We start from the raw sequence: 22,990 nt of genomic DNA, 5'->3' as shown, positions 1-22,990 counted from the left end.
GATGGCGGATTTAGAAAAAGAGAAATTGTCCGAAGAGGGTATGAATAAAACGGAAAATAGTAATTCAATAGAAAAGGTGATAACACCCGAAGAAGAGCATGAAAAGGCTCTTAAACGAAGAAAAAAATTATCATCATGGGGACTTGTTCTTTTGGCTGTAGCCGAGATAATCGTTGTGGGAGGCCTTGGGCAGAAAATACAAGCTGATGATTTGCAACAAAGGGTTTTAAGAGAACATGAGATGCGTTCATCGGGACAGATTCAGTTAACCAAGGGTTTGTATGCTGGCGAAACAGATTTTGGATATCTTTCTGGTGATGGTCAATTTTTATTTGAGACTGGAGCGGCATATACAGGAGAGTGGAAGCAGAATCAGTTAAAGGGAAGCGGTACTTTGCGCGTTCCCAATGAGGGTACATATCAAGGAGAATTTTCCTCCTCAAAGAAAAGTGGGAATGGAATATTTACCTGGGATGATGGAGGTGTATACGAAGGCGAGTGGAAAAATGATCAGATGTGCGGGCAAGGTACATATACAACCCCGGATGGAGTGATTTTTTCAGGAACATTTAAAGATAATGCTTTTCAAGACGGAACATGTACATTTAAGAATAGTATTGGAAGTTATAATTTAACTTACAAATCAGGGAATATTGATAAGGCATCTATAGAATATGCAGATGGGTCAACATATATAGGATCGTGTGATACAAAAGGATTGACTGGAACAGGAAAGATGACTTTTGTAAGTGGAGACATTTACGATGGAGCTTTTCTGGATGGATATAGAAGTGGTCAGGGCGTATATACATGGATATCTGGTGATAAGTACGATGGAGAGTGGGCTTCTGATCAGATGACTGGATCTGGGACCTATACATATTCAGATGGAAGTTATGCAAGTGGTACTTTTGATAAAAATACATTTGTAAACGGTAGCTATCATATAGAAAATGATTTTGGCAATTACACATTTACAATTACAGATGGACAGCCAACAGCTGTTGAAATGTCATTGGTTAGCGGAACTACTTATAATGGGGCAATGAGTGATGGAAAATTGTCAGGACAGGCACAGATAAAATATAGCAATGGCGATCAGTATAATGGAAATGTTTCTGATGGACAAAAGTCAGGTCAGGGAACATATACATGGACAAGTGGCGCATCATATGAGGGTAAGTGGTCTGAAGACCAAATGAATGGAAATGGAACATATTTTTATCCTTCCGGTGAGGATGGATATAAACTGGCTGGTTCTTTTGAAAATGGTAAACCGAACGGAGAATGCCAATATTATACAAATTCGTCAACTCATTATCAGACAGATTGGTCGAATGGAAAGTGTGTGAAAATATATGAATAATATGGATGAATTATTTCCAAAGTTTCAAAAAAGTATAGAAAATCTAATTGAAGATGAAGAGGGAAATATCCCAGGAAAAAAATTACTTGTGCTTGGTACGATGATTGTTGTACTCGGAAGCCTAATGCAGATGGATGTTTTTGCTGGTCATAGATCTCATAGTTCGCATAGGTCACATAGCTCCCATAGATCGGGATCGAGTGGTCATGGAAATCACGGAAGTCATGAGAGCCATGCAAGCCATACATCTCATTCAGATCATGGTTCGCATTCAAATACACATTCTAGTCATGCAAGCCATACATCGCATTCAAATACATCATCGCATTCAAACTCAGCTTATAGTTCAGAAGGAGATGTTACATATAAGGCACCGGCAGCAGCAAATGTGCCAACGATAAAAACGCCTGTCGTCACAGCAACTGAAGATACATTTAAGCTGCCAGATGTAAATCAGAATATAGAACTTCCCAATGGAACGCCGGCCTCAAGTATAATGCCGTCATTGGCAGTGCCGGCTTCAAGTGAAGTAACCAAAATTGATGCAGGAGAAATTCACCAGCCATCTGCAACAGATAAAGTTGAATAATTAGGGTAGGAGAACTTTTGATGGAAATATTAAATAATTTTTTTCCTGGAGGAAAGCCGAAGGAAGAAGTTGATAATGTTAAAGATGAATATTTGCAAGAGGCAAAAGAAGCGGTAGACATTGTTAATAATGGTGTCGAAAAGGGTTCCTTTTCGGAAATGACAGAACGGCTTGATAAATTACCAAGTGTAAATAGTAGCCGAGATAAATATGTATTTGAATACAACTGTCCAGCAGCGCGTACATGGGGTGTTGTAGTGTGTATTTTATTTACTGCGTTGTGTTTGTACTATGCACCTATTTATATAGGAACCGTAGTATATTCGGATACATTTAGAATGTCTGCGCTTGTGGGGATTCTTGTATTGGTGGTTGTTATTGCTATAAATTCTATTGTTATTGCAAAGAGAATTTGTGAAATGCACTTTAACAAAAGATATAATACATATGTAAGGGATCTTAGGTTTAAGAATATCGAACTTATTGATGATTTGGCAGTTTATTCAAAAGAGGAACCAGAAAAAGTAATTAAAGATTTGAAGAAGGCTGTAACGATGAAGTTAATACCACAGGGGCATTTTGGCAAAGATGATTTGATATTTATTGTCTCTGATGAAGTATATGAAAAGTATAAGGATAAGCAGGCCGTATATGATCGATATTATAGAAAGCAAGTTGAGGAACGTCTTAGAATGAAAGAGCGAACAAAAGAGATGCAGGCAATTATGGATCAGGGACAGGGATACATTGATAAAATTCATGAAAGCAATGACATCATCAAAGATAAGATGATTTCGCAGAAGCTGGATCGTATGGAAAATGTAGTATCAATGATATTCCATGAAGTAGATGTCAATCCACAAAATGCGGATAAGCTAGGAATGTTTATGAATTATTATTTACCAACAACAGAAAAACTGCTTGAAGCATATATAGAGATTGATGAAAAACAGATAAAAGGAAAGAGCCTGGAAAAAACCAAAAAAGATATTGAAGGGGCTATTGATAAAATCATAGATTCATTTGAAGGATTATTAGATAAGTTTTATCATGAGAAAGAGATGGATATAGCGACAGATATTTCTGCTATGGAGATCTTAATGAAGCAGGATGGACTTTCAGAGTAATCAATAATTGATAGGGTGATATGTTTGGAGAAAGAGAACAAAGAAATATTGGGACAAGATGAGCTGATAGTGGGAAATGCTGACAGCATACTGTTGTTTGGATGTGAAGCTCAACAGCAGCTAAGAGAATTTTCAAAGATAATTTCCAACCAGTTGCTTAATAGCAATGGCGAGTTGGAGTATTTAATTCATGATATACTTAATGAAATAGATGATTTTCAGGTCTCGATAGAAAAAAAGGTAGGAATATTTCCAAGCAGTAATGAAAAAAAGAGGGAACGCCTAATAAAGAAATACAATGAAGTTCTTGTATATATGGATAAAATGGAATTGGCATTGAAACTACAAGAGGCACAGCTGATTAAAGATTCAAAATTATTTGAAGAGTTGGGCAGATGCATAGATGAAACGTTATCAAGTTTGCAGACAACTATATCATATGGCAATGATGTGGTGAATAAAAAACCAAAAGGTCAGATTCCTGATGATATTAAGGCATGGTATGAAAGGCTCTCAAAGAGAATTGAAGATTTGGGCATATCACATACAGTTACATTGCAAACAAAAACTCAGATGAATTTGATGCTGGAAAATAATGCACGACTAATTGATAAAATTATGGGAGCTGTATCTGGAACTATCCCAATATGGAGAAATCAGATTACCATTCTTTTAGGGATTGAAAAGATGAATCGGAATTTGGAAATTCAAAATAGAGTTGCAGAAATAACTCAAAAATATATGACAAAGGAAAAATATGTAGGCAGAAAAAAACGTGGAGAATCCAAAGAACTTTTTGTAGAAAAGTTAATAAATACAAATGAAACTCTTAAAAAGGCATTAGACGACCTTGACAGTATGGAGAAGAAAGACGGAGGCATAAGATTAGAGCTTAGCGACTCCTTGAGATAATAAAATTACGGAGGACTTCATTATGGAAGAAAAAATACAGTTGACATTGAATCCAGAGCAAAAGACGGCTGAGAAATTATTAGATAGTGTACCTACTATGCAAAGCGTGGTAAATAAATCGGAATCAAACTATTCTGCCGGAACTATAGATGAAAGTATGCTATCTGAAGAAGAAAAGGCTATGGTAGAACAGTTTGCAAATGAGATTGACATTGAAAACGTGGATCAGATTGTAAATTATGGAATTAAGGCGCAAACCAATATATCAGAATTTTCAACCACAATACTTAAAAAGGTAAAAACATATGATTTGGGAGAAGTTGGCGATTCATTAAAAGAGCTTACAGTGGCTTTGGATGCAACAACAGAGCCAGAGAAGAAAGGAATCTTAGGCATCTTTCAAAAAGCTAAAAGAGGTGTAGGTTCAATACGAGCTAATTATGCCAAGGCTGAAAGTAATGTGGATAGAATAGAAAAGGATTTGATTAAGCATAGAGATGTGCTTGGACAAGATATATCTATGTACCAGCAAATGTACGAGTTGAATGTGCAATATTATAAAGAGCTGACCATGTATATTATTGCCGGAAAGAAAGCACTAGATCATGCAAAAGAAACAAAACTCACACAGTTAAAGAGTATCGCGGAAAATAGCGATAAGCAGGAAGATGTGCAGGCATATCGTGATTATGAAGATTTGTGTCATAGATTTGAAAAAAAATTGTCTGATTTGGAGATTACAAGAGTTATTTCAATTCAGTCGGCACCTCAGGTTCGGATGCTTCAAAATAACGATAGAGAAATGATGGATAAATTACAGTCATCATTGGCAAATACTATACCTCTTTGGAGAAATCAGCTTGTACTATCTTTGGGAATTGAGCATACAAGTAGAGCGCTTGTCGCCCAGGGAGCATTGGCGGATAAAACCAACGAGCTGTTGAAAAAGAATTCTGAAACATTGAAGATGGCAACTGTTGAGACTGCTAAGCAATCAGAAAGACCGATTGTAGATATTGATACATTGAAGCAGTGTAATAGAGATTTGATTGCATCTATAAACGAAGTAGTTAAAATTCATGAACAGGGAGCAGTTCAGAGAGTTAAGGCACAAGAGGAATTAGTTAAAATAGAAGAAGATTTAAAGCAGGCTATGCTTGAAGCAGGAAAGAAGCGAAGATAGAATTGGTGAGACAATGGGAAGAAATGAAACTCTTTCCATTTTTGGAAGGTGGGAATCGTTTGCATAAGAGACTGAAAATTACATTTAATGCACCAGTAACATTGGGATTTGTTATTATGTGCTTTATTGCAACATTATTAGGTGTTATCTCTAACGGAAGAATTACGCAAAGTGTATTTATGACATATCATACATCCTTAACTAGTCCAATGACATATGTAAGATTTGTTACCCATATATTTGGTCATTCTGGGTGGAGCCATTTTATTGGAAATGCATCATATCTGTTGCTATTGGGTCCGATGTTGGAGGAAAAACATGGTTCAAAGGAACTAATAGAAGTAATTGGCATAACAGCAGTTATTACAGGCATAGTAAATTATATTTTCTTTTGGAATGTGGGGTTGTGTGGAGCAAGCGGAGTGGTATTCGCATTTATAATACTTGCATCATTTGCAGGATTTAGGGAAGGGGAAATCCCATTAACATTTGTATTAGTTGCTGTTATTTTTATAGGGCAGCAGGTATATGAGGGTATTGCTGTGCAGAATGATATTTCTAATATGGCTCATATTGTTGGGGGAATTGTGGGAGCTGTACTTGGTTATTTGCTGAATAAAAAGTCGAGGTATGGATATTAAGGAAAATAAGATGAAAAAACGAGATAATGAATTATATAAGCATTTATGCGTTGTGTTAGTTTCACTATTGATGATTATGATATTTTTATATTTTCATGAAGCTAGAAAGCATCTTGAAATATCAAATAATGAAGAGGGAGTAGGAAATGAATCTACAGAAGATGATGAAGAATTACAAAGATATATGACTACAGTAGGGAATGAATCAGCAGAAGATGATGAAGAGTTACAAAAATATATGACTAATAATACGCTTGCTAGTTCACAAAATGCCTTCTATGCAATAAAGAAAGATGGGACTGTTATTACAACAAATAACGAAATAGATCTTAGTGCATGGAATGATATAGTGGGTATTACTGCTTCAAATGATTATGTGGTGGCAATAAAGAAGGATGGGACTGTTATTGCATCTATTGAAATTCCGGGAATTGAGAAATGGAGAGATATTATTGATATTTCTGCAAGTGAAAGTTATCTGGCAGGATTAAAAGCGGATGGTACGGTTGTTACTAGTGGCACTTCAGAGTATACAAAAGGGAAAATAGAGGACACGAGTGAGTGGAATAATATTATTCAAATATCTCAAGGATTAGAATCATTAGTGGCATTAAAGTCTGATGGCACGGTTGTGGGTACGGGTTCTAACTATTATGGACAATTAGAAATTAATAATTGGAAAAATATTATTCAGGTGGAGACAAAAGACTGTTATACAGCTGGATTAAGATCTGATGGAACAGTTGTCTGTGTTGGATATTCAGATTGTATTTGTGATACATCAAGGTGGAAGGATATTGTAGAGATCTCAGTCGATCGATGGGGAATTGTTGGATTAAAATCAGATGGAACATTGGTAGCGACAGGAGCGGGTCTTTCCAGTAGTGGTGTAATCTCATATGATAATAGTTCTATAGAAACACAACTTAGTATAAATGGTATAACAGATGTTGTATTTGTAGATTCCTACTTTAATACAATTTGTATAAAGAAAGATGGGACGGCAGTAGCAGTAGGTAGTTTTAATACAGATGGACAGAGTAAGGTAGAATTATGGAATGATTTAGTAAATTATCAAAATAAAAATGATTACATAGAAAAAATAGGAAAACAAGAAATAGTATATTTTGATGATTCAAACGAGATGTCTCAGGCAGAAAAATTTAAGAGAGAATATGCAGAGAAAAAAACACGTGAGGAAGAAGAACGAATAAATAAAGAAGCCGACATACATATTGGAATGGACAGCAAATCAGTATTAATAAAACTAGAACAGATGTTGAATAATAATCAAATTACAGTTTCAGATTCAACTCCCAGTGGAATGATAAATTATTCATTTACCATATCCAATATTGAGGCAGCGGACTTATTTAAGGTAGATTCTGTTAGAAATTTGCCACAAATTACAAATGTTACCTTGCAATTTTTAGATGATAAACTAGAATATATTGACTTAAAAACAGAATTGCCTTTGGAGGTATCAAATTCGTCTACTAGAAAAGAATACATAGCAAATATAATTAAAAATGAAGCGAAGAAGATGGGATATGATGAAGATATTATTATTAGAGGTCAATATGGAAGTAGTGTGGTTTATAGAGGTACATTTGAGATAGATGGGGCAAAAATTACATTATTTATTAGTGATGAACTGAAAAGTATGGATGTTCGTCTATATTCAAATTTTTAACAAATAATACATGAAAATGATAAGTAAATAGTGCCGTCTACAGTATTATTTAATAAAATGGAAAATATGTGTTTTAAGAGTAACCGCGTATTTGCAACATTTATGCAATATACTATGGGAATGCATATTGTGAGTACAAGATATTTAAAATGTCCTCACTGTAAGATAAGAACTTGGTGCAAGAAAGTCATGACCAAAGAGTGATAATTAAATCATATAGACAGGATATGGCAACAGCAGGTTGCTTTTCAGAACTTAATTTATCTATATGATATGGTTATGGAGGTGATGGCTATGGAAACGAAAAATATTATTTTGAAACTTCGTACAGAAAGAGGAATGTCACAGGACGAGCTGGCAGATAAAATCATGGTTACAAGGCAGGCAGTATCACGCTGGGAAAATGGAGATACCGTTCCGAATACTGATACACTTAAGCTCTTGTCGAAAGAATTTGATGTCTCGATCAATACGCTTTTGGGAGAACCCAGAAAGCTGATCTGTCAGTGCTGCGGCATGCCTATTGATGATGATTCTATATTGGGACGTGATAAGGATGGCACATTAAATGAGGAGTATTGTAAATGGTGCTATGCAGATGGAACGTACATGTACACATATAACGATATGGATGAATTGATTGATGGTAAATGTCAAATCCTGCGCCTTGGCTAAGTAGTTTTTTTATGCCACACTCTAAATGAGACGAAAAAACTATTAGTTTTTTAGAGGAGGCTAAAGCGCATGGATCAATTAACTCACACTGTCCACAGGTCGAACCGGATAAACATCATTCGACAGTGCCAGGACAGACCGGCAGGCACTACGGCAAAGCAGTGGCTTGCTGAAAACGACATTTCTGAAAAATCTTACTATTACTGGCTCCGAAAGATCCGCCGGGAAGTCTGTGAACAGGAGGGACTCCAGGAAGTTACCAACCCGTCTGACCTTTCTTTTGTAGAAATCCCGGTAAAAACTGCTCTGGACATAGCACCAGTGCCAAGGTGCCGTCAAGATTTATGCGCAAAATTGTTTGCAGGCTCCGGCTGAATGAAGTCAGCCGGCAATAGAGGCGTCGTCCAGAGCCGCCTCCAAGTGCTTCATGTTCATGTATTTCTTGTTGCCCCACTGGGTGCCCGCCACGTGGCGTAGCCTCGCGCAGACCAGCATCAGGGCGGAGTTGCCGTCAGGGAACGTCCCTACCACCCGCGTCCGTCGGCGGATTTCCCGGTTCAGCCGCTCGATCACATTGTTTGAGTATTCCGGGCCACACAGGACTGGCGGCTCTGCCGTACCGTAATATTCAGGTACACCGAGTGTAGATGATTACACAAAAACAGAGGAACAAACAAATATTACAGAGCTTATGCTTAATGATTTCATTGAAAAGGTTGTAATTCATGAAGCAGAGGGTGGCAGAACAAAAGACCGTACTCAGCAAGTGGATATTTATTTCAATTTCATTGGAAATTTTGTTCTTCCACTCAGTGAGGATGAAGTGGAAGCCTTGCAGTCAGAGGAGGCACGCAGAGCGGAAGAGATTGCTGAAAGAAAGAGGAAATCTTCTAAGAAATCTACGCAGAAAAGAAATCAGAAGCGTGCAGAGATCAAGGCAAAAACAGAAGTCGGAGATCAGGAAGCACAGAGCCAGCTTGCAGAGCGTAAACAGTATCAGGTAAGAGCTACAGTAAAGAGTTACCGGAAAATGCGTGACGATGCATTAAGCGGAGATCCTATTGCAAAAGTAAGATATGAAAAAACACTGGCTATGAGACGTGAAGCGTATCATGCAAAGAAAAGTGAACAGACAGCCTGACAATATGCATATGATCACGATACGTTAGTTGCAGAATTGATGAGAATAAGCGGGAGCGATGCAATTATTGTATTAGCCAAAGAGATATGGTATTGTATAGATAGTTTAACAAATCGTTGTTTGTGGAGGTGTTTGGATGTGTGGAATAGCAACTGATTTATAAAAAATAAATCGGAGGTTTATATGGATTATTCAATAAGAGAATTAAGACAAAACGAGTCCAAGGTGCTAAATACTTTTTTATACGAAGCAATTTTATTCCAGAAGGGGTTCCTATACCACCAAAAGAGATTATAAATCAACCAGAATTACAGGTGTATGTTAAAGATTTTGGTAAGAATAAAGGAGACTTGTGTTTGGTTGCTGAAGCCAATAATGAAATTGTTGGTGCAGTATGGTGTCGTATTATGAATGATTATGGACATATTGATGCTGAAACACCATCATTTGCAATTTCACTTTTAAAACAGTATAGAAACTATGGTATTGGAACTAATCTAATGGAGCAGATGCTAAAAAAACTGAAAATGCAAGGATATAAGCAAGTGTCATTATCTGTTCAGAAGATGAATTATGCAGTTCATATGTATCTAAAAGTAGGATTTGAAATTGTCGATGAGAATGACGAAGAGTATATAATGATTTGCAAATTGTAGGAATCTGTAATTTGAGTTTATGGTTTACAAATCGAAATATTGCTGCTATCAATATTTGAAAAATTGTGCTGATTTAACAGAAGTTTTTATAGGAGACACGAATGTGATAACAGAAATAATTTTTTCGGATTATTATAGAACATTTTTATTGTGTATATTATCTATTGGGGTTGTTTTTTTTATGCGAAATGCAAGTATAAGAAAAAAAGTACTTGCATTAGCAGGATACGAATTTATTGTATTTTTACTTTTTCTTTGGATATTTATTGTATGCATAATTTTTACTGAATTTGATTATGAATCAATAATAGCTATTGTGCAATGGGAATTAAAGTGGATACTTTATTTTACAATAAGTATAATATTGCAGTTTGCAATGTACTATTTTTTCTGGAAAAAAAGTAAAATATTAAAGATAGTGACTTTACTATTTAGTCTTATTATTGTTATTGTCCCATTGCATGTATTTGATTTTACTTGAAATAAATGCAAACTATAAAACAAATAGAGCAAACATAATCAGTTTATTTATATGCGTAATATTGTACAGACTTATGTGTATTGTATGAAAGAACGATAAAATTCAAGTTTACAGAACTGAATCAAAAGAGCTCGAAGGAGCTCTTTTTCCTTTTTTATAATAGTATCATTATGGTATAATAAAGACATTAAAATCGAAAGTTATAAAGGAGAAATAAAATGAGTACAAAAAAAGCAATTAGCACATCGTTTGTTGCCATATTTATTTTAATAATCACACAGATTATTGCACAATCCATTGCAAGTATGTTTGTTATAATAAAAATTCCAACTGGCATTTGTAATATTATCGCTGGAATTATATATGCTGGATTGACATATCTTATTCTGAAAATGTTTATTAGCAAAATTATTAAATTGCCGACTTCGGATTTCGGAATGCCTAAATTTGCTATTAAAATAAGATGGATTTTGATAGCTGTATTATTACCATTTGTTATAAAAGAAAGTTATCTTTTAATATTCAACGGTAAGTATGTATCCTCAAATATGAATGGAAATCAGATGTTCAATACTTTAAGTGCAGGGGTTGCATTTACCGGAATAGCGGCTGGATTTGTTGAAGAAATGGTGTTTAGAGGAGTTATACTTAATGCATTAAAGAAGAGATGGAATATTAAGGTGGCTGTAATTGTTCCATCAATGTTATTTGGTATTGTACATGTTCTTGGACAGGATTTTTCAATAGGCAGTTGTTTATTAGTAATTATCGCCGGAACGATGGTAGGCGTTATGTTTTCGATGATTGCAATAGAAAGTGGTTCAGTTTGGAATAGTGGAATAGTTCATGCTATCTGGAACGTTGTGATTATTGGTGGAGGATTAGCCATTGGAGAAAAAATGGATAAATATTCTGTAATGACATATGTACTTAATTCAAAAGATTTCGCCATCACAGGTGGTGAGTTTGGAATTGAATCATCTGTTATTTCATTGTTCGGATACATAATAGTTGCTGGTATAGCATTTTTTATGATTAAATCAAGAAAAAATTGATATAATAGGTTTGAAAATATGAAGCTATAAGGTACTTGTCAAATCTTGCTAATGTTTGTCAAGCAGATTTTTGAAGATTTCGAGAACCTTGAGAACAAAAAAGAGAGTAACCTTAATAAGACCTGCTGTTGCAGGCCGGCAGTTAACAGCTATAATGAAAGCGGACAGATTTACTTGTACAACTCCATTGCATGAGCGTAGTAGATCCGCAGAAACTTATTGACGGCAGCCATTTTGGCTACGTTGTATGGTTTCCCTTCCTGTTCCTTTTTGAGCAGAAAAAGGTAAACAGGATCGTCCTGAGGTTTTGTCAGTTTGAGAGCCTGCATTACCTCAAAACAAGCTTTTCTGAGAGCCGGGTTGCCACGTTTGGAGATGTGACGATTCCGGCTCTCGAATTGTCCGGACTGATATGGCGGAGCATCATTGCCGGCATAAGCATTGAGTGCTTTGCCACTGTGAAAACGGCGAATGTCACCGATTTCTCCAAGAATGATCGGTCCCAGTCGGTCCCACACGCCGGCCATAGAACGAAGCACTTTGTACTCCGGCATGGTCTCTGCTATGATCCGCATTTGAAGATTGATCTCATCGGCAGCTTTCTGAGATGTGGATACGAGATCAACACATTGATCCTGAGTCATTGCGGATAAGGGGTTTTCTCCACGGGTGGTAACACTGTTAAGGACCAGCTCATAGATAGCCAGTCCCTTAGAACCGGCAAAACGATCCTTGGTCTTTTTGACTAGGACTTGATAGCTGTCCAGGAAACGTGTCTTGCCCATCTTACGGATTACATCGAAAGACTTGAAACGCTTAATGAAACGCAGAAGCACACAGTTGTCGGGATCCCTGCTTTTAAGAGGAAGAATGGTCGTAATGCCGGGCATTGTTTCATCCAGAAGGCTGAGCAGCTGAACTTTGGCAACAGTTAGGGTTGATATCCTCTGACTGTATTGCCTGGACAGAAAACGGAGATCTTCATACTTCTGGTCCTGAGGAGTGTAAGGAATCAGCGAATAGGACTTCTCAAGGGCATACTGAGCGATTCGCAGAGAATCACGTTTGTCCGTTTTCGCCTTTCTGAGTTCGGTATCGCCATACTTCTTCATCTGGTATGGATTGATCAGACAGACTGGGAGTTCCGCCTCCGTGAAGGCTTTCAGGAGTGGATAGTGGTAGTGGCTGGTGGGCTCCATAAGGATGGTTGGAGGCTCTGAAGTCCTCTTGATGTAATCTACCAATGCCTGCAGCTCATCAGCGACATGGTGGACATCAAAAGGTTTGGCACGGATGCTGCCATCTCCATTGAGAATGGCAACGGTGCTCTTGGATTTTGAAACATCGATACCAACAGCAATCATAAGAAAGACGCTCCTTTCGTAAGTGATTTATGATTGGATCCAGCTCTTCAAGGTTCACTCATATTCTTTCGTTAAACGGGAGAAGCAATCTTTCCCAACTTGCTGAATCGAATGTAGAACAATGAAGGCGGGCTGACACATTTAACTTCGGGCGTGGTGTCCCAATCGGAAATTACGTCAGACCAATCACCTTCATCATAAAGAAAGAGCAGAGACTGTAAAAGCCTCTACTCATATATTAAGAATCGGAATTTGTAGAATTAGTAAATTTCGATTTTGGGAAATACAAGAATGTGTCTCATTATGGTTTTAATGCGGTTTGTAAGGAGAAACAATATGATTGGGTTTGTTATATGGTCACTTTTGGGAGTGTTTATAATTGGATTAGGAATAAAAGATATGTTTTCTAAGAATCCCGTTGGATTCTGGGCTAATACCGAAACAATAAAAGTAAAAGATGTTAAAGGTTACAATCGTGCGAGCGGACTATTGTTTATAATCTATGGAATCATTTTTGTTATATTAGGAATTCCGCTGTTAGATGGTCAAAATACACCATACGTTCTGTTGTCGGTTATTGGTGTGATGGTGGAAACAATTGTAATTATGGCTGCTTATAGTTTAGTTATCGTTAAAAAGTATGAAGAGAAGTAAATAACTTTGAAGTTGCAAGGAGGAAATTATGAAATTTATGCAAACAGAGAAAAAACAGCTATTGATCTATGTGATTATAGCATACGGAATCACATATGTAATGGGACTTCTGATGTGGTATAGCTATGGAAAAGGTCTTGATCTCAGCGCTTTTCCAAATTCGCAGATGCTGTATCCAGCAGCAGGTGTGATGATGGCTTATTTAATTACCAAAAAAGGAGATAAAAATCTTCCAACGGCTTTTTACATATTCTTTGTAGCTCTCACGGCGGTGCTGGTTGTCTGCACGGCGGCTTCTGTTCTGGCTCCCCAAAATAGAGATCTGATGAGCATGCCATATTCTCAGTGGGCAACGATCATGGAGTACGTTATAATAGGTGGCAGCGTTATTTTCTGGATTCTTCTTCTGCAATCCGGTAAAGAAAAGCGCAGATCCTATGGACTGAACAGCGAACATTGGAATATATCTATTCGTATGATCCTGTTGTTTATTGGATTATATCTTCTCAGATTTGTGATTGCCTGTGCTCTGAGCGGCCAGCTTTCTGAATTTGGCAAAATAATGGCAAATCCTACTACCTGGATCATATTTTTTACTGTTTTGGTAAACTTTTTCCTGTCAGTAGTGGCATTCTTTGGAGAAGAATACGGATGGAGATATTATCTTCAGCCTCTTCTTCAGAAAAAATTTGGACTAAAAGGCGGCGTAATCCTTTTGGGCTGTGTGTGGGCTGTATGGCATCTGCCAATAGACTTCTTCTATTACACTACGCCGGATATGGGGCTGGCGGCTCTGGCAAGCCAGTTTGTTACCTGTATTTCACTGGGGATTTTTATGGCATATACTTATATGAAAACCCAGAATATCTGGGTTCCGATAATTATTCATTTTCTGAATAATAATATGGTGGTAGTTTTTTCAGGAACGTACTCTGCGGATGTACTTCAGAATCAGCAAATCCACTGGGGAGCTATTCCTGTGGCACTGGTAATGAATCTGCTGATCTATGGATGGGTGATCTTTCTGAAGTCATTTAAGGAGAAAAAAGCATAATATTGAATTCATTCAATTATTTAGAACAATTTGCAGGAGTACCTGCATTTTTAGGAATAGTTATTTTAATTTCATGTATTGCAGATTGGATGATATTTGCAAAAATTGAAGTGGCATAACTTATAATAGGTTAATCATAATTGTAATCAAAAATCAATGTCCATTCTGTGGCAGATCGTAATAGCTGAAACATTCGGGTTTACGGATGCTTCGTATTCTCGTGTGATCTTTTCAAATTCTCGAATAAATGATTTAATCTCAGTTTTAGAAACTTTCAGTAATTTCAAGTAATAACAAATGAGAATAATATAGTCACCAATAGTTTTGAAATTTATGTAAGGCATTCCCATTTCTAAAATCAGACACTGCTTCATTGGTCTGGATGGATCCATTTTTTTGAAACGGGTATCGTATACTACATCATTATGGGCAATAGCATTTCTCAGATCCTTTAAGGCATATACATATTTATAAAGCAATTCCCGATAGGTATCACTGGATAGATTTATGCCGATTGAACGGGATACTTTTTCACGCATATCAATAGTCAGACAGGAAAGTAGATAACCAAAATCGCCCATAGTAAGAATTTCGAAAATTGCCCAAATTGGAACCTCATTATAGTTGACATTATTATAAAAATGGGTGATTTTAGGGTTCTCTTTGCGGTATGCAGCGGCTATGGCATTTTGTATGGAACCTTGAAGATTCAGTTTGTTATTTTGGTATTTCTTTTTTATATCTTCGCGAGTTCCAGCCGGAGCATTTTTGTAACTGCTGATTGCTTTATCATACATATCATAGACACTGCTTGAATCTATTTCTGTCATAATTGTGTTTAATGCAATATTTTTAAGGGCAGTTTCAATAAACATCATTTTTCCATATAAAAGAGACTTTAGTTTTGTGTCATTGAAGTGCTATACTAACATAGATAACATGATGGCAATGATAATGCTAAAGTGTTCCGACATAAAGGTTCAACTGTCATGGGAAACGGATGAATGGTCTTCCTTCTTCTGCTTGGGCTAGGATATCCGGTATATAAATCAGCCGCAAGGGTGCATGCACCACTCCGTGGAAACCCTTGCCCCTGATTTATATACCAGATGAAAAGTAGTCAAGCAGAATAAAGGATAAGTATGTTGCCAGAGGCAGCTACCTGCTCACACATTCTGATGATGCCTCAGGTATGAGAGAGATTTCGGAGAAGGAGGCTGCTGAGCTTGGTATAGATCTTACAATGATAAAGGTCTGTAGAAGATTTAGGCATCTTGCGAAATTAGACAGGCTACGAATTGATATGACTGAGCATCGTAGTGGTTTAAATAAGCACTTGTTTGGATATATTGAGTACTGCGGTATGACATCTTTGGATTTTGTACGGCAGTATCAATAAAGAAAATGGTAATGTTTCGTTGAATGTTTTTGTGCAACGAGGGATGAGAGTGCTACCGTTGTCGATGATTGGATTTTGCTGTAAGGATATATTTTCGTCTATCTCGCTATTGATTGATTCACTTGTTATTCAGACAGATGCTAACAGTAAGCAGGTAGCGGATTTTGCATTAATCACTTTTGTACAGTCGCTAAATCTGACAGATAATCAAAGGCATGAATTAATTAGCCTGTTAGATGATAAGTACAGAGTCTCAAGTATAATGGCTATTGCAGCTGGAAATTTAAGTATCTAAACAGGTGAAAAATAATCGTGTAGAATGGAGTAAGGTATGGTTTTAGATCACACAAAAGTTGTTTATACGGCAGAAGATGAGTAGGGATTCACATTTCGACAAATCAATGATGAGGATGCAGCCGTGGAGCTTAGGGCACGGAGAAAAAAGAGGAACAGGTGGGTTTTGATAGCATTTGTGGCATTGCTCATAGGTATGGTTGTCAGCACTTTTTTCAATTTTGATGGGAGTGATATCTTTGTTTGTCTGTATTATGTTATAGTAATATTTATAGCTGGAGCATGCGTTCTGACAGAGAATGCAAATATAAGACAACTGAGAAAAAAGCAGGTGTTACAGCATGATGTTGTACTTGTGCAAAAGCAACCAGTGATTGAGACGGAGTCTTATGGCGCTGAAAATATCCGGGATACGAAGCGGTTTTACCCAATATTTGGAAGGGATGTACATTCGGGATATGAGAGTACGTGTTTCCTTTCAGAAGAAGACTATAAGAAAAGAGAAATTGGTGACACGATAACAATGACACGATTTATATGGAAGTAGGGAATGATTGCTGATGTATCCATTGCATTTTCTGGGGTAGTAGCATCAAGTGTATTGATTACAAAACGTAGATCGCATTCTAAATGAGATTTTCTTATATGATCTCTCGGAAGGGAAATATAAAAAAAGATCTGGCGATTATGTTTAACCACGGAGATATCGGCGAAATTGTCTGCAGAGGATACGAAGATGATGAACGGAGATTCCGCTCGTTATTTTTAAATACAGGAGCATAATGTGATGAAAAAGATGTATTTCCTTAAAGATAGAAAAGAGGCGGTTATCGATCGACTGACCTATATGAGTAAACATAGACAGGAGTATCTGCAGGATAAGGAACATGGCATGATAACGCTTCAGTTCAAGCAAGGCATGCCGGTGATTCGTTTCTCATCAGGCAGGGTAACGTCATATTGGGATTTTTCTTTTGATGGGAAAAAGATGACCGTGCAGCGAAGGTGTTCTTTATCTGATAAAATTATCTGGGTAACACTTTTGATTATAGATTTGTTTATTTTATATTTGTTCAGACAGTCGATATGGCTGGGGCTGGCATGGTTTTGTGCGTTGCTGTTACTGGAAGTATTACCGTTCTATGCGCTGGAATCTTGTGTTACTTTTAGACATGTGAAAATGTTTGTGACTCATTATCTGGCTGATTATATAGGGGAAAGCGAGGAAATCTACGAAATGTAAAAGTTAATGAAAGGTTTGTGCCTGATTCTGGCACTGTTCATACTAGTGTGTGATTGCGGAATAGAGACCTATGCCGATGCGTGGGATGGGAGGAGCGAGACAACATTATGTGGAGTACGATTTTAAAGAGAATGTGCTGGCTCCATTAGACGAAGTAAAAGTGGTTGATGGGAAGGTTGTTCCTAAAAAAATAGAGTATACAATGATGGAGAAATAGAAAATGATTATTGCGATTGTAATAGGCGTCTCATGTCTGTTCTGGATCATAGCTGCCATATTGTTTGTATGTGCAAAAGGTGTGGATCGCAGGATTAGTAAGTCGAAGAAAGACTGCGTGGAGAAGACGACTGCGACAGTTGTGGATGTGGAAGAAGTCTACAAGAGAAATGTGGATACCTATAATTACACATGGTATCCCGCATACGAATTTTATGTAAATGGCGAACGGGTAGTACAAAAGAGTGTGATTGGAACAGGAAAAAATTTTGTTCAAACAGGGCAGCAGACAATCTTATATTATAATCCGGAGAATCCACATATGATATATGTTCCGGCAGAAAATCAGACGTCTGTATCGACGATCCAGAAAATAATAGGGATTGCTTTTGTGATTTGCGGATGTTTAGTGGGAATCATTGGTTTCGTTGTGTCTAAGAATATGTAAACATATAGTGTGAGATATTTACGGACAGATGATACAGGTTCTGATAATATAATGAATAATATCTATATCCCCCATTTGAAATGGGGGCCGAGGCAAAGCCGGAGCGTTACCTAGAGTATTAAAAAACTCTTATGCTATAATGATATTGGTTTCGCAGGCCATATCAAAAGCATAGGAGATATCCAAAATGGATACTCAAAGTATAACACATACACGATGGAACTGCACATATCATATTGTTTTTATTCCAAAGTTTCGAAGAAAAATAATGTATGGAGAAACGAAAAAGGATTTAGTGGAAATCATAAAAAAATTGTGTGAGATGAAGCAGGTGCAACTTATTGATGGAAAGGTGTGTGTAGACCACGTACATATGTATGTGGCTATTCCACCAAAGATGTGTGTTTCTGAATTTATGTCATATCTAAAAGGAAAAAGTACATTGATGTTGTTTGACAGACATCCTGAGTATCGGACAAAATGGGGAGACAGACATTTTTGGGCAAGAGGATATTTTGTTTCTACAGTAGGTAATGTGAATGAAGAAACGGTAAGAAAATATATTCAAGAACAAGAAGAAAATGATAAGTTAGAGGATGGAAGAAAGTAGCAGGCCTGAGACTAGTACAACATTAAATAAATAAAAACTGGTAGCTTTCTTTTATCTCCAAGATGAGAAAAGTTCTGGCGATAGTAACGTTTAATCATCAATATTCTTATTTTATTCTTTACTTTACCAACTAATCTGGCGGTGCAGTTTACGATATTGTCCAGGGGTTATACCAGTGTATCGCTTAAAAATAGAAATAAAATAACTTTGAGATGAAAAATTCAAGTAAGTACTGATTTCGCCCAGACTGTAGTCAGAATGTGCCAGCAAATTTTTTGCCTTTTCGATAAGAACTTTATGGATAAAAACAGTAAGCGTCTGTCCGGTTTCTTTATGGAACAGGGCAGACAGATATTTAGGTGTTAAATTAACTAAAGATGCCAGTTGATTTAAGGTTAAAGTTTTATTTTTTCCATGATAGATATAATCAATGACGCGAGAAATAGCTGGTGAATAGTAGTTTTTTGGCGTCTTTTTTGCCTCAGCAACACGAAGCGTAAATTCAATAGCCATCTGTTCATTTAATTTCATTAAAGCGTCAACATCGGTACATTGTTCCATTTTTCGTATATATACATCACTTAAGGAAAAAGCAGTTTCCTCATTAAGTCCTCCTTCGATGGCATATCTGGTAACTAAAGTTGTATTAGCAATACTTGCATAAAAAAGTAATTTTAATTTGGAATTGGAAGAGGTCATCTTTCCGTAAACAGTTGTTGGGAGTGAATAATAGGTATTCTCCAATGCATGAATATCTCCGTTTGAAACACATTCGAGAATTGCCTTTTCCTGTGCATAAGATGTATGTATCCGTTCATTTTCTGCATTTTCCAACATTTCATGTGTGAGTGAAAAATTGATGTCTGACTTCATTTTATACATAGGTAATTCCTTCTGTCAAAAACACGATAAATTGACATAAAACACGATAAATCAATATAATTATATGCCGGAAATAGATAAAATGCAATTAAGAGATTAAAAGAGAGGAGATAGATGCTATAAAACGAAAAGAAGTAATTTTTTTACTGGCAATGTTTGTTAGTTGGAACTTCTGTTGGTGGTTTTGCATATCCAAGTAAGAATGACATTCTACTTTAAAGCATCTGACTTAGGAGAATATATTCTTTTTGATCAGGATAGCAAGTATCTCACATATAACACTTTTAATGCAATTGTTCGAAATACGACATTGTCAGATAGGACACGATTTAAAGTAGAGCAGTATGAAGATAATTCCTTTTCTTTTTATTCTTATGTAAAAAAGAAATATGTTGGAATTAAGGGAACTTCACTGGTTTGGAAAGATAATGTGGATGAAACATGCCGGTTTGAACTGGAACTTACAGAAGGAAATAATCCGTTCCCGGAAGCAGATGTAAATATTGATTTTTATGACGAGGATGGGAATCCAATAACGACATCGAACGTGATGGCGAGACCGTCAAGTGGTGAAAACATTATCGGAACAGCGATACTCATGCACATTTGTGTCATAACAAAGGATCTGGAGAGGTTGTATTTAATGGAGATGCATTTAGTCCCCTGGGAATTGCAGATGCACTCAATGATTGTACGGATCTGCATGGAGTAAATGGAGCGTATGATATTTGGGGAAAAGCAGTAGATGGTGCAACGACACATAATACATCGGGATATGTTACCAATGCACTTCCGCCTTATAAAAATGGCGTAATAAAATGATATGGACGCAATTCGACAGAATATTGGCATTAGATATGGACTTTGAAAGAGGGGATAAGCCATGAACATTGATAAAATATGTGAACAGTTAACAATAGATGAAAAAATCCGGCTTTTAGGCGGTGCTGGTGACTGGCATACTTATGACTGTAATGGAAAAATCCCTTCTATTATGATGACAGACGGACCACATGGGATTCGAAAACTGGAGCAGGAAAAGATTGGGGATATTGAAACCAGTAAGCCAGCAACCTGTTTTCCAACTGCAAGTGCAATAGCCTGCAGTTGGAATCCTGCTATTGTTAAAAAGATGGGTGAAGCGATTGCGAAAGAAGCAAAAAAAGAGCAGATATCCATTGTGCTAGGCTGCGGAATCAATATCAAGCGTTCTCCTTTATGCGGAAGAAATTTTGAATATTTCAGTGAAGATCCGTATTTGACAGGAAAGCTGGCAACGGGATATATCGAAGGTGTACAGAGTCTTGGAATAGGTACGAGCTTAAAGCATTATGCTGTTAATTCACAGGAAACAAGACGAATGACATCCAATAGCCAGATTGATGAAAGAACTCTTAGGGAAATATATCTGTCGGCTTTTGAAGAAGTTGTGAAAAAAGCAAAACCGACTTCTGTAATGGCTTCATACAACAGGATTAATGGCGAATTTGGAGCAAGAAATAAATACTTACTGACAGATGTTCTGAGAAAAGAATGGAAATATCAAGGTGGTGTGGTGTCGGATTGGGGAGCAGCAAATGATATTGTAAGCTGTATGAAAAATGGTCTGACACTGGAAATGCCAGATCCGAAAGGCTTCCACACAGATGTGTTAAAAGAAGCGTATAAGGATGGCCGGATTACGGGTCAGGAACTGGATAACTGGACTAAGAATGTTCTGCAGAATTTTGTATCACTTCATAAAAATATAGAAGAAAATTATGAGGTAGATATGGAAGAACAGAATCAGGTGGCACGTAAACTAGAAAATGAAAGTGCAGTGCTTTTGAAAAATAATAGTGTTTTGCCAATTGGAAAAGAGAAGAAAGTAATCATTATTGGAGAGCTTGCCAGGCAGATGCGATTTCAGGGAGGTGGGAGCAGTCATATCCAGCCGACGAAGATGACAAATGCGATTGAAGCAATACGTGAAAAAGGATATCAGGTAACTTATATACAGGGATATCAGAATGAAAAGGAAGAATTCGGAGAAAAGCAACTACAGGATACGATAGAAAAACTGAAACAGGAATATAGAAAAAAGGATTGTGTGATTCTATATTTTATCGGTCTTACAGAATCTTACGAAGGAGAAGGATACGACAGGAAAAATCTTAAAATCCCTCAAAATCAGGAAGAGCTGTTGGCTGAAATTGCAGAAACTGTCGGAAAAGATCATATTGCAGCAATTAGTTTCGGTGGTGCGCCTATGGATTTTAGTTTTGAAAAGAATGTAGGAGCAATTCTTCACATGTACCTCGGAGGACAGGCTGTAGGGGAATCTGTTGCTGACTTAATCAGTGGAGAGGTGAATCCATCCGGTAAATTGGCAGAGACAATTCCGTTTTCAGAAAAAGATACTCCGGCATGGAGATATTTTGCACCTCCGAATGATGATGTAGAATACAGGGAAAGCATTTTTGTAGGTTATCGTTACTATGAGACATTCCATGTTCCGGTAAAATATCCGTTTGGTTATGGACTTTCCTATACTTCTTTTTCCTATTCGGAATTGAATGTACCGGAAGTATATAGTGGTGGAAAGAAACAAATTCGTTTTAAAATTAAAAATATCGGAAAAGTGAGTGGAGCAGAAATAGCACAGTTATATATCTGCCCGATTGAATCAGATGTTATCAGAAGCCATATAGAACTAAAGGGATTTCAAAAAATATATCTGCATCCGGGAGAAGAAAAAGAAGTTATACTAGAACTGGATGAAAGAAGTTTTTCCGTCTATGATGTAGAGAAAAAAGCTTTTTCCATGTTAAGCGGCAAGTATCAGATCTGTATCGGAGCATCAGTACATGATTTGCAATTAAAGGCGAATATGGAAGTAGTAGGAAATAGTTATTTTAGAAATGAAAGAGAACTGTTTCCGGATTATTTTAGAGAGCAGCCACATGGAATGGAAATCAGTGCAGAACAATTTTATCAGCTATTAGGCGGTGAACCGAAACATGACAAAGAAAAAAAGCGTGGAGAGTATACGGTTTACGATTCCTATCAGGATGTGGTAAATGTCTCAATGTTTGGAAAATTTGTTCGTGGAGTCGTACATATCGGACTTAAGATTATACTTCGGGGAAAATCAGAGCGGGACCCGGCCTTTAAAATGGTAAAAATGGGAGTCGAAGAAGGAAATCTGGAAGGACTGATTGCAACCAGTGGTGGAATTGCAACTCCGAAGTTAATCGATATGTTAGTTTACAATGCTAATAAAAAATATTTGCAGGCTTTTAAAAGACTGCTGAAGAAATAGAGAGAG

The 22,990-nt window shown here is 36.9% G+C and carries 21 protein-coding genes and 4 pseudogenes; 21 read left to right on the top strand and 4 right to left on the bottom strand.

Annotation, left to right across the window (positions count from 1 at the left end; genetic code table 11):
* Position 1: 1 nt before the first annotated feature.
* The 9 genes from OCV62_RS01615 (at position 2) to OCV62_RS01575 (ending at position 8,561) form a co-directional block, all read left to right on the top strand.
* Positions 2–1,366 (top strand): MORN repeat-containing protein, encoded by a 1,365-nt coding sequence (locus OCV62_RS01615; RefSeq protein ID WP_262584806.1) that lies wholly within the window; start codon positions 2–4, stop codon positions 1,364–1,366.
* Positions 1,359–1,955: a His-Xaa-Ser repeat protein HxsA3 gene (gene hxsA3 / locus OCV62_RS01610; RefSeq protein WP_262584804.1), complete on the top strand. Its 597-nt coding sequence runs from the start codon at positions 1,359–1,361 to the stop codon at positions 1,953–1,955. The genes OCV62_RS01615 and hxsA3 overlap by 8 nt, the downstream gene beginning before the upstream one ends.
* Positions 1,956–1,975: 20 nt before the next feature.
* Positions 1,976–3,082: a 5-bromo-4-chloroindolyl phosphate hydrolysis family protein gene (locus OCV62_RS01605; protein ID WP_262584802.1), complete on the top strand. Its 1,107-nt coding sequence runs from the start codon at positions 1,976–1,978 to the stop codon at positions 3,080–3,082.
* Positions 3,083–3,106: 24 nt separating this feature from the next.
* Positions 3,107–3,994: a toxic anion resistance protein gene (locus OCV62_RS01600; protein WP_262584801.1), complete on the top strand. Its 888-nt coding sequence runs from the start codon at positions 3,107–3,109 to the stop codon at positions 3,992–3,994.
* Positions 3,995–4,016: 22 nt separating this feature from the next.
* The gene (locus OCV62_RS01595; RefSeq protein WP_262584800.1) at positions 4,017–5,177 is read left to right on the top strand and encodes a toxic anion resistance protein; all 1,161 of its coding nucleotides are present in this window, start codon (positions 4,017–4,019) and stop codon (positions 5,175–5,177) included.
* A 59-nt stretch (positions 5,178–5,236) separates the two neighbouring features.
* Positions 5,237–5,818, top strand: coding sequence for a rhomboid family intramembrane serine protease (locus OCV62_RS01590; protein ID WP_330667177.1), 582 nt, complete (start codon positions 5,237–5,239; stop codon positions 5,816–5,818).
* Positions 5,808–7,511: an RCC1 domain-containing protein gene (locus tag OCV62_RS01585; protein WP_262584799.1), complete on the top strand. Its 1,704-nt coding sequence runs from the start codon at positions 5,808–5,810 to the stop codon at positions 7,509–7,511. Before OCV62_RS01590 ends, OCV62_RS01585 begins: the two co-directional genes overlap by 11 nt.
* Before the next feature lie 294 nt (positions 7,512–7,805).
* Complete coding sequence (locus OCV62_RS01580; RefSeq protein ID WP_262584798.1) at positions 7,806–8,186, top strand: helix-turn-helix domain-containing protein; 381 nt, start codon at positions 7,806–7,808, stop codon at positions 8,184–8,186.
* 69 nt (positions 8,187–8,255) lie between these two features.
* Positions 8,256–8,561: a hypothetical protein gene (locus OCV62_RS01575; RefSeq protein ID WP_262584797.1), complete on the top strand. Its 306-nt coding sequence runs from the start codon at positions 8,256–8,258 to the stop codon at positions 8,559–8,561.
* Between the two features lie 6 nt (positions 8,562–8,567).
* On the opposite strand, the pseudogene OCV62_RS01570 reads toward OCV62_RS01575, so the two are convergent.
* Positions 8,568–8,768: pseudogene (locus OCV62_RS01570) on the bottom strand (transposase); the annotation flags it as partial.
* Between the two features lie 76 nt (positions 8,769–8,844).
* Between OCV62_RS01570 and OCV62_RS01565 the strand changes: the two are divergent.
* From OCV62_RS01565 to OCV62_RS01550, 4 genes and pseudogenes are all read left to right on the top strand, one after another.
* Positions 8,845–9,327 (top strand): annotated as a pseudogene (locus tag OCV62_RS01565) (DUF4368 domain-containing protein); the annotation flags it as partial.
* 183 nt (positions 9,328–9,510) lie between these two features.
* A pseudogene (locus OCV62_RS01560) lies at positions 9,511–9,983 on the top strand (GNAT family N-acetyltransferase).
* Positions 9,984–10,086: 103 nt separating this feature from the next.
* Positions 10,087–10,464, top strand: coding sequence for a hypothetical protein (locus OCV62_RS01555; RefSeq protein WP_055039029.1), 378 nt, complete (start codon positions 10,087–10,089; stop codon positions 10,462–10,464).
* Positions 10,465–10,682: 218 nt separating this feature from the next.
* Positions 10,683–11,519, top strand: coding sequence for a CPBP family intramembrane glutamic endopeptidase (locus OCV62_RS01550; protein WP_262584795.1), 837 nt, complete (start codon positions 10,683–10,685; stop codon positions 11,517–11,519).
* Between the two features lie 170 nt (positions 11,520–11,689).
* On the opposite strand, the gene OCV62_RS01545 is transcribed toward OCV62_RS01550, so the two are convergent.
* Positions 11,690–12,883, bottom strand: coding sequence for an IS110 family RNA-guided transposase (locus OCV62_RS01545; RefSeq protein ID WP_262584794.1), 1,194 nt, complete (start codon positions 12,881–12,883; stop codon positions 11,690–11,692).
* A gap of 336 nt (positions 12,884–13,219) precedes the next feature.
* On the opposite strand from OCV62_RS01545, the gene OCV62_RS01540 reads away from it, so the two are divergent.
* Complete coding sequence (locus OCV62_RS01540) at positions 13,220–13,537, top strand: hypothetical protein (protein WP_055059040.1); 318 nt, start codon at positions 13,220–13,222, stop codon at positions 13,535–13,537.
* A gap of 28 nt (positions 13,538–13,565) precedes the next feature.
* The gene (locus OCV62_RS01535; protein WP_262584792.1) at positions 13,566–14,591 is read left to right on the top strand and encodes a CPBP family intramembrane glutamic endopeptidase; all 1,026 of its coding nucleotides are present in this window, start codon (positions 13,566–13,568) and stop codon (positions 14,589–14,591) included.
* 146 nt (positions 14,592–14,737) lie between these two features.
* Here OCV62_RS01535 and OCV62_RS01530 read toward each other — a convergent pair.
* Positions 14,738–15,490 (bottom strand): annotated as a pseudogene (locus OCV62_RS01530) (Abi family protein); the annotation flags it as partial.
* A 918-nt stretch (positions 15,491–16,408) separates the two neighbouring features.
* Between OCV62_RS01530 and OCV62_RS01525 the strand changes: the two are divergent.
* The 4 genes from OCV62_RS01525 to tnpA all read left to right on the top strand — a co-directional run bounded on the left by OCV62_RS01525 (position 16,409) and on the right by tnpA (position 18,801).
* Entirely contained in the window at positions 16,409–16,831 is a 423-nt protein-coding gene (locus OCV62_RS01525) for a hypothetical protein (protein WP_262584791.1), read from the top strand.
* Between the two features lie 240 nt (positions 16,832–17,071).
* On the top strand, positions 17,072–17,527 hold the full coding sequence (locus OCV62_RS01520) for a hypothetical protein (protein ID WP_262584790.1): 456 nt from the start codon (positions 17,072–17,074) through the stop codon (positions 17,525–17,527).
* Between the two features lie 220 nt (positions 17,528–17,747).
* Positions 17,748–18,191 carry a DUF3592 domain-containing protein gene (locus OCV62_RS01515; RefSeq protein ID WP_262584789.1) on the top strand — a complete coding sequence of 148 codons (444 nt, stop codon included), beginning with the start codon at positions 17,748–17,750 and terminating at the stop codon, positions 18,189–18,191.
* Positions 18,192–18,378: 187 nt separating this feature from the next.
* On the top strand, positions 18,379–18,801 hold the full coding sequence (gene tnpA, locus OCV62_RS01510) for an IS200/IS605 family transposase (RefSeq protein ID WP_262584788.1): 423 nt from the start codon (positions 18,379–18,381) through the stop codon (positions 18,799–18,801).
* A 123-nt stretch (positions 18,802–18,924) separates the two neighbouring features.
* Here tnpA and OCV62_RS01505 read toward each other — a convergent pair whose 3' ends face one another.
* Positions 18,925–19,683, bottom strand: a complete 759-nt coding sequence (locus tag OCV62_RS01505; RefSeq protein WP_055147517.1) for a helix-turn-helix domain-containing protein — start codon at positions 19,681–19,683, stop codon at positions 18,925–18,927.
* A 202-nt stretch (positions 19,684–19,885) separates the two neighbouring features.
* On the opposite strand from OCV62_RS01505, the gene OCV62_RS01500 reads away from it, so the two are divergent.
* Both OCV62_RS01500 and OCV62_RS01495 read left to right on the top strand, forming a co-directional pair.
* Positions 19,886–20,395: a hypothetical protein gene (locus tag OCV62_RS01500; RefSeq protein ID WP_262584787.1), complete on the top strand. Its 510-nt coding sequence runs from the start codon at positions 19,886–19,888 to the stop codon at positions 20,393–20,395.
* Between the two features lie 171 nt (positions 20,396–20,566).
* Positions 20,567–22,984 (top strand): glycoside hydrolase family 3 C-terminal domain-containing protein, encoded by a 2,418-nt coding sequence (locus OCV62_RS01495; protein ID WP_262584786.1) that lies wholly within the window; start codon positions 20,567–20,569, stop codon positions 22,982–22,984.
* The last annotated feature ends 6 nt before the right edge of the window (positions 22,985–22,990 follow it).

This window comes from Gallintestinimicrobium propionicum, from assembly GCF_025567525.1.
Lineage (GTDB): Bacteria > Bacillota > Clostridia > Lachnospirales > Lachnospiraceae > Gallintestinimicrobium > Gallintestinimicrobium propionicum.
The sequence above is the reverse complement of the archived record's forward strand: the minus strand, read 5'-3'. Positions and strand labels throughout refer to the sequence as shown.

Excerpts from the sequence above, each read along its gene's own strand:
- OCV62_RS01550 (WP_262584795.1), top strand. The coding sequence starts at position 10,683 with ATGAGTACAAAAAAAGCAATTAGCACATCGTTTGTTGCCATATTTATT.
- OCV62_RS01500 (WP_262584787.1), top strand. The coding sequence starts at position 19,886 with ATGACATTCTACTTTAAAGCATCTGACTTAGGAGAATATATTCTTTTT.
- OCV62_RS01615 (WP_262584806.1), top strand. The coding sequence starts at position 2 with ATGGCGGATTTAGAAAAAGAGAAATTGTCCGAAGAGGGTATGAATAAA.
- OCV62_RS01595 (WP_262584800.1), top strand. The coding sequence starts at position 4,017 with ATGGAAGAAAAAATACAGTTGACATTGAATCCAGAGCAAAAGACGGCT.
- OCV62_RS01545 (WP_262584794.1), bottom strand. The coding sequence starts at position 12,883 with ATGATTGCTGTTGGTATCGATGTTTCAAAATCCAAGAGCACCGTTGCC.
- OCV62_RS01515 (WP_262584789.1), top strand. The coding sequence starts at position 17,748 with ATGATTATTGCGATTGTAATAGGCGTCTCATGTCTGTTCTGGATCATA.
- hxsA3 (WP_262584804.1), top strand. The coding sequence starts at position 1,359 with ATGAATAATATGGATGAATTATTTCCAAAGTTTCAAAAAAGTATAGAA.
- OCV62_RS01605 (WP_262584802.1), top strand. The coding sequence starts at position 1,976 with ATGGAAATATTAAATAATTTTTTTCCTGGAGGAAAGCCGAAGGAAGAA.
- OCV62_RS01585 (WP_262584799.1), top strand. The coding sequence starts at position 5,808 with ATGGATATTAAGGAAAATAAGATGAAAAAACGAGATAATGAATTATAT.
- OCV62_RS01505 (WP_055147517.1), bottom strand. The coding sequence starts at position 19,683 with ATGTATAAAATGAAGTCAGACATCAATTTTTCACTCACACATGAAATG.
- OCV62_RS01520 (WP_262584790.1), top strand. The coding sequence starts at position 17,072 with ATGAAAAAGATGTATTTCCTTAAAGATAGAAAAGAGGCGGTTATCGAT.
- OCV62_RS01580 (WP_262584798.1), top strand. The coding sequence starts at position 7,806 with ATGGAAACGAAAAATATTATTTTGAAACTTCGTACAGAAAGAGGAATG.
- OCV62_RS01535 (WP_262584792.1), top strand. The coding sequence starts at position 13,566 with ATGAAATTTATGCAAACAGAGAAAAAACAGCTATTGATCTATGTGATT.
- OCV62_RS01575 (WP_262584797.1), top strand. The coding sequence starts at position 8,256 with ATGGATCAATTAACTCACACTGTCCACAGGTCGAACCGGATAAACATC.
- tnpA (WP_262584788.1), top strand. The coding sequence starts at position 18,379 with ATGGATACTCAAAGTATAACACATACACGATGGAACTGCACATATCAT.
- OCV62_RS01540 (WP_055059040.1), top strand. The coding sequence starts at position 13,220 with ATGATTGGGTTTGTTATATGGTCACTTTTGGGAGTGTTTATAATTGGA.
- OCV62_RS01495 (WP_262584786.1), top strand. The coding sequence starts at position 20,567 with ATGAACATTGATAAAATATGTGAACAGTTAACAATAGATGAAAAAATC.